This window comes from Kitasatospora sp. NPDC058190 (assembly GCF_042883685.1).
In the GTDB taxonomy this organism is placed as follows: domain Bacteria; phylum Actinomycetota; class Actinomycetes; order Streptomycetales; family Streptomycetaceae; genus Kitasatospora.
The window spans coordinates 1-6,249 of the sequence record NZ_JBHVVI010000163.1 but is presented as its reverse complement, the minus strand read 5'-3'; the positions used below and the strand labels follow the sequence as shown (position 1 = coordinate 6,249).

At 71.5% G+C, this 6,249-nt stretch carries 6 protein-coding genes and 1 pseudogene; 4 read left to right on the top strand and 3 right to left on the bottom strand.

Features of this window, described 5'->3' with window-relative positions; translation table 11 throughout:
* The first annotated feature begins 21 nt into the window (after nucleotides 1–21).
* Nucleotides 22–1,203: an IPT/TIG domain-containing protein gene (locus ACFVWU_RS40845; protein ID WP_387630839.1), complete on the top strand. Its 1,182-nt coding sequence runs from the start codon at nucleotides 22–24 to the stop codon at nucleotides 1,201–1,203.
* Nucleotides 1,204–1,355: 152 nt separating this feature from the next.
* Nucleotides 1,356–1,670 carry a hypothetical protein gene (locus tag ACFVWU_RS40840; RefSeq protein WP_387630814.1) on the top strand — a complete coding sequence of 105 codons (315 nt, stop codon included), beginning with the start codon at nucleotides 1,356–1,358 and terminating at the stop codon, nucleotides 1,668–1,670.
* Between the two features lie 74 nt (nucleotides 1,671–1,744).
* Here the strand turns inward: ACFVWU_RS40840 and ACFVWU_RS40835 are convergent, their stop codons facing one another.
* Nucleotides 1,745–2,329, bottom strand: coding sequence for a hypothetical protein (locus ACFVWU_RS40835; RefSeq protein WP_387630841.1), 585 nt, complete (start codon nucleotides 2,327–2,329; stop codon nucleotides 1,745–1,747).
* On the opposite strand from ACFVWU_RS40835, the pseudogene ACFVWU_RS40830 reads away from it, so the two are divergent.
* Nucleotides 2,307–2,834 (top strand): annotated as a pseudogene (locus ACFVWU_RS40830) (transposase); the annotation flags it as partial. The gene ACFVWU_RS40835 and the pseudogene ACFVWU_RS40830 overlap by 23 nt on opposite strands.
* Before the next feature lie 93 nt (nucleotides 2,835–2,927).
* On the opposite strand, the gene ACFVWU_RS40825 reads toward ACFVWU_RS40830, so the two are convergent.
* Nucleotides 2,928–3,374, bottom strand: coding sequence for a MarR family winged helix-turn-helix transcriptional regulator (locus ACFVWU_RS40825; RefSeq protein ID WP_387630812.1), 447 nt, complete (start codon nucleotides 3,372–3,374; stop codon nucleotides 2,928–2,930).
* A 125-nt stretch (nucleotides 3,375–3,499) separates the two neighbouring features.
* On the opposite strand from ACFVWU_RS40825, the gene ACFVWU_RS40820 reads away from it, so the two are divergent.
* Complete coding sequence (locus tag ACFVWU_RS40820) at nucleotides 3,500–4,756, top strand: alpha/beta hydrolase (RefSeq protein ID WP_387630809.1); 1,257 nt, start codon at nucleotides 3,500–3,502, stop codon at nucleotides 4,754–4,756.
* A 1,014-nt stretch (nucleotides 4,757–5,770) separates the two neighbouring features.
* Here ACFVWU_RS40820 and ACFVWU_RS40815 read toward each other — a convergent pair.
* A partial coding sequence (locus ACFVWU_RS40815; RefSeq protein WP_387630806.1) for a hypothetical protein occupies nucleotides 5,771–6,249 on the bottom strand: 479 nt, incomplete at its 5' end.

Sequence of the window (6,249 nt, the reverse complement as noted above, 5' to 3'; positions counted from 1 at the left end):
TCGGGTGCGGTCGGCACTTCGGTGGTCATCAGTGGTTCGGGGTTCACCGGCGCGTCGTCGGTGCACTTCGGGAGCGCTTCGGCGACGTTCACGGTGCTGAGCGACAGCCAGATCCAGGCCACGGCTCCCGCGGGATCGGGAACGGTCCAGGTCACGGTCACCACAGCGGCGGGCACGAGCAACAGTGTGGCCTTCGCCTACACCGCCTCACCCGTGATCACCGCTCTGAGCCCGGCCTCCGGGCCAACGGGCGGCACCAACATAGTGACGATCAACGGCTCCGGGTTCACCGGCGCGACGTTGGTGCAGTTCGGCAGCGCCTCGGCGCTGTTCACGGTGGTCAGCGATGCCCAGATCACGGCGACGGCGCCCGCGGGCACCGGTTCCGTCCCCGTCACCGTCACCACCCCGGCGGGCACCAGCAACAGCGTGACGTACACCTACATCAACGCACCCGTGATCACCAGCCTGACCCCGAACCAGGGGCCGACCAGCGGCGGGAACACCGTCACCATCTCCGGCACCAACCTGTCGGGCGCGACCACGGTGCTGTTCGGCACCCACGCCGCCACGATCACCGCCAACACCGCCGCCCAGATCACCGTCACCGCACCCGCAGGAGCGGCGCAGTCGGTCAACGTCACGGTCACCACCTCGGTGGGCACCAGCAACCCGCTGCCGTACTTCTACGTCACGGCCCCGGTCATCATCGGCCTGAACGTGACGGTGGGGCCGAGTGGCGGCGGGAACACCGTCACCATCTTCGGCTCCGGCCTGGCTCTCACCAGCGCCGTGCACTTCGGGCCCGCCGCGGCCACCAACATCACCGTGATCTCCGACAGCCAGATCACGGTCACCGCCCCTGCCGGCACGGGGACCGTCCTGGTCACGGCCACCACACCAGGCGGCACCAGCACCGTCGGGCCGGGCAACGCCTACTACGTCTACGTCGCCCCACCGGTCATCAACTCCCTCACCCCGGCCCAGGGTTCGGTATCCGGCGGGGACGACATCCTGATCAGGGGAAGCAACCTCACCTACACCGACGCCGTGTTCTTCGGCACCGCTCCGGCGTCCTTCGCCCCGGTCTCCGACACCATGCTCGTGGCCACCTCACCGGCCGGGGCCGCCGGCCCGGTCACCGTCACCGTCCACTCCCCGGGCGGCACCAGCAACGGCGCCACCTTCCAGTACCAGCCATAGCCCCACCCCGAACACCGGTCCGCGGGATCAACCGTCCATCCCGCGGACCGGGCTGTCGGCTCTTCGAGCCTCCAGCGCGCGCTGCGCCTCGAGCGCCACCGCCGACGGCGAGGCGCAGCCCGGCTCTGGTTAGGTCACACGTACGATTCCTGGTGGGAAAGCAGAAGACGTACGAGTACCCGGACCGGCTGATCGAGGCGCAGCGGGCGCTGACGGCCGTGCAGGCCGAGCGCCGCACCTTCCTGGCGTCGCTGCCGTCCTGGAGCGGTGATCTGGAAGCGGCCCGGCAGGGGTTGAGCGAGGAGCAGCTGGCAGAGTCCGCCCGCCTGGAGGAGGCCGAGCGGCAGGCTTCCCACGCCGTGTGGGCCGACGAGCACTGGGCGACGCTGTCCGGCGAGGACCGCGTCACCGCCCGCAGTCAGCTCAAGCACATCGACGACCCGGCCGAGGAGCAGTCGGCAGCGTAGGGGCGAACCTGGCGTAGCGGGGAAGCGGAAAGCGCCGGCCACCAAACGGTGGGCCGGCGCTTCGTTCGTTTCGTTCAGCGCGCCACAGGCCGGGGCGGCTCGCCGAGGTGGTGCACCGGTTCGGCGGTGGCGACCTGGCGCAGCATGTAGAGGAGGCGGTCCGCGATACCGGGCGGGGTGGGGATGCGGTGGTGGCCGGTGAGGGGGTCGAGGTCGGCCCGCCACCGGGTGACGGTCATCTTCAGATGGTGCACCCGCTGGTAGCCGTCCGGCAGGATCCGGCGGTGCTCGACCTTCAGGCGGCGCAGCGCGTCGTGGAGCGGCTTGAGCTCGTCGTCCCACAGCAGCACGGTGCGGTCAGCGAGCAGGTCGGCCAGGTCGGCGAGTGCCGGGGCAGGCTCGACCGCGTCGGCGGGGGCGCCGGGGGTGCGGGGACCGGTCAGGCGCAGGGTGCGGTCGTAGAGGGTGGCGGCGTCGCGGTCGAGGGCGGTGATGCGGGCGGCGGCCGACGGGCGTGGGTTGCCGGTGCCGGGGTCGGCGGGGCGGTGGGTGTAGGTGACGGCGAGGACGGCCAGGCGCTCGTCGTCGTGGAGGTCGGCGGCCTGCTCGCGCATGGCGGCGGCCTGGTCGGACGAGATCGCCGTCGACGGCTCGATCACCAAGGCCCCTGGCGGCGGCGAGGCCGCCGGACGCTCCCCGGTCGACCGTGGCAAGCAAGGACTGAAGCGCTCAGGTATGACGGACGACTACGGAATCCCCCTGGGCCGGGTCCTGGCAGGGGCGAACCGCCACGACTCGCCCCTGCTCGCCCCGACCCTGGACCGCCTGGCCGAACTGGGACCACTGCCCGAGCACATCACCGTGAACCTGGACGCTGGCTACGACTCCGCCCCGACCCGCGCCCTGCTGGACGAGCGCGGACTGCACGGCCGCATCGCGCACAAAGGAGAGAAGGCACCCGTCCAAGCGAGCCGACGGTGGCAGGTCGAACGCACCCACGCCTGGCAGAACGCCTTCCAGCGACTCGGCCGCTGCTACGAACGCCGCACCACCGTGATCGATGCCTTCTTCGACCTCGCCGACACGGTCATCACCGTCCGCAGCCTGATCCGACGTGCCTGGACAACCCACCGATGGGACGAACGTCCCAACCGCCGACCATGAGCGCACGCCTGCGTCCGCGCGGCCTGCGACCCATCTGGCGGGAGTGGGTCGTCGGCCGGTGTCCTGCGGCGAGCGGCTGGCTCCGGGCGGGCTTCAGAGCTGGTCGTAGATGGCGGCGAGTTGCCGCAGGACGTCGGTCGCGGCGTCCAGGGCGGCGGTGTCGTGGTGTGCGAGTGCGGCATCGAGCGCCTGGGCCAGGCCGGCCTGGCGTTCGTGGTGGCGGCGGCGGCCGGCGTCGGTGAGGGCGACCAGGACGGATCTCTTGTCGTCGGCGGGGCGTTCGCGGGTGACGTAGCCGGCCGTGGCCAGGCCGTTGACCAGTTGGGTGGTGGCGGCGCCGGTGGTCTCGGTGGCGGTGGCGAGCCGGCCGATCGGCAGCGGCCCCTGGTCGGCCAGGACGCGCAGGGCACGGGCGTGGGTGAGGGAGAGCGCGCCGGGAGTGCGGGTGGCGCGTCCGCGCAGCCGGGAGTCGGCGGCGCTGAGGCTGTAGGCGGCGCGGGCGAGCAGGTCGAGGGCCGCGTCGCGGGTGGGGTCGGGCATCGGTGGGTCTCCGTGTCGCTGATCGGTGGGCGGGTTGACAACCAGCCTAGCCTAAGTACTTAATAAATAAGTACTTAGGCACCGCGGGGCGAAACACCTACTCCCCTCAAGTGAGGGCACCTGACATGACTGTTCGTTCGACCGGCCAGAACTGGGCCCTGGACATCGCACTCGCCCAGGGCGGCTTCGACGCCCTGCACCCCCAGGCCAAGGGCACCCTGGAGCAGTTCGGCCACGACCACACCGACTTCGACAAGGTCTTCGACCTGGTCCAGAGCGGGGCCATGCTGCCCAAGGCATGGGCCGCCGTCGCCGGTCAGGCCGAGGAGCGCGCCGCCCACCACGAGCAGGGCGGCTTCGCCCAGACCGCCGCCGACCTCTACGTACGCGCCTCGGTGATGTGGGGCCGCGCGCAGTACTCGATCTTCGACGCCGCCGATCCGCGCAAGCTGGCCTTCCGCGAGCACGCCAACCACTGCGTCGAGCGCATCGGCGCACTGCGCGACAACCGGGTCCGCCGCGTCATCCTCGACTTCGAGGGCAATCAGCTCTTCGCCCTCCTCCACCTGCCGGCCGGCGAGGTCCGGAACGCTCCGGCGGTGATCCTCGGCCCGGGGATGGACATGATCAAGGAGGACTACATCTACGCGGCCGAGCGCTACTACACCTCGCGCGGCATCGTGGCCCTGTCCATCGAAGGCCCGGGCCAGGGCGAGAGCCGGGCCAACGGACTGACCGTCGACCTGACCAACTACGAGCGCGCCATCAGCCGCTACATCGACCACCTGGCCTCGCTCCCGGAGGTCGACCCGGCCCGGATCGGCGTGTTCGGCATCTCGATGAGCGGCTACTGGGGCTCGCGCGCCGCCGCCACCGACCCCCGCCTGGCCGCACTCGCCGCCTTCGAAGCCGTCACCGGCGACTTCACCACCATCTTCGAGCGCGCCCAGCCCACCTTCAAGAACAACTACATGTTCATGGCCGGCTACACCGACGAGGGCGCCTTCGACCGCGAGCTGGTCGCCCGGATGCCGCTGGGCGACCTCGTCCAGCAGATCACCTGCCCGGTCCTCTACGGCATCGGCGAGTTCGACGAACTCACCGTGCTGGAGCAGGCGCTGGCCAACTACGAGCGGGTCCGCGCCCCCAAGGAGATGCGCGTCTACGAGAACGAGTTCCACCCGCTGGGCGGCGCCGCCGCCGAGGTCTTCCGCTTCGGTGCCGAGTGGGTCGAGCGAGCCCTGAACGGCGAGTTCGCCGAGCCGGGCCGCGACGTGCGCCACTACGTCCACAACGACGGCCGCACCACCGACGGCACCGCCAACCCCACCTGGTGGCTCGACACCACCCCCGCCCAGATCAGCAACGCCCGCCAGGCATAACACCTGGGCAGCCCAGAGCGGTTCAGCCAACCAAGACGGCAGGACAGGCACAGATCTGAGGGCACCCGTCCCGGCGCCGGGACGGGCATCAGGTATGAGGGCCGGGCCCCCTTCCGTACTCAGCCCGGCGATGCCTATCGTCCGGGTACACACGAGCTCGGGGAGGAGGCCCGGCAATGTCTGTCTACGTCGGAATCGACGTGCATCGCAAGCGGTCCCAGATCGCGCTGATCGGCCGGGACGGCGAGGTCGACCTCTGCCGCTGAACCAACAGGTCACTGCCGGCCCTACGACGGGGACGGCGAGACGGCGCAGCGACGACAACGCGACGGCGACCGGCGGCGAGAACGGCCCGGAGCGCAGCGGCGACGAGCCGGGCGGGACGGCGGCTGACGGGCACGGGCGGCGCTCGGGACGACGCGCAGGGCGGCAACCCGGCGCAGTCGACGCACGGCGACACACAGGACGGCGGCGAGGCGACGGCGGCGCGCTACGCCGGTGGGTGTCCCCCGCTCGGGTGCCTCGTTGGGCCATTCATGATCAAGAACTTGCTGACCACCTTTTCGGCCGGCCTCGCGCTGGCCACCACCGCCCTCACCCCCCGCGCACGCCCAGGGCACCGGGCAGTTCATCCAGAACGTCGAGCACGGCCGGTGCCTGACCGTCGAGGGCTCGGGCTTCGTCAACACCATCACCGGCAGCGCCCAGCCCTACGGCGTCACCACCTGCCCCTGCACCGACAAGCACAAGACCTGGCAGACCTGGACCATCGACGCCGCGGCCCGCTGGGAGCGGCCTCCCGGGCGGCGAAGACCGGCCGGTGCCAGGGGACGAGACGGCGGAGCAGCCGACCGGCAGGCCGGGCCGGGCAGGCGCCGGGTCTGGTTCTTCTTGCGGCCGATCCCGAGAGCACCGGGCAGGGGGTCGAGCGCCGCTTCCGGGTCCTCCGCCGAGCGGCTCACCCCGGCCCGCGTGCACTGGGGGGCCCCTTCAAGCTCGCTGGAGCGAGGTCCGTCACCCGGTAGCCGTGAGGACGTCCAGGAATCGCGCGTGGTCGACCGAGACCGAGATCCGCGTCCGGGTGCCGGCCGCCGGACGCGCACCCCAGGCGCCGCGCTCGCGGTACACCTCGACCTCGCGGAACACGCAGACGGATTCGTCGAGCGCCACGGCCGCCGCGAGCGGGTCGTGGAAGGCCTTTCCGGCGCGACGCTTGGCCAGGTAGACCCCCATGCCCTCCCGCACGAGCGCCATCCCGGGTGTGAGCCGCCGCGCCGACAGGGCGGCGTGCATCGCGCCGTCGTAGACGACGCCGTGGCAGACGTTCTTCGAGACGAGCACCCGCTCACCGACGTGGGGCGATTCCAGCAGCTTCGACGCGGCGTCCGGAGCGCCGTTGAAGTTGAACGTCGGGCAGGTCTCGCGTCCCTCGAACTTGGGGAGACGGTGTTCGGGCGGGACGACGGAGTCGCCGGCGAAGCCGCCCTGCGCGA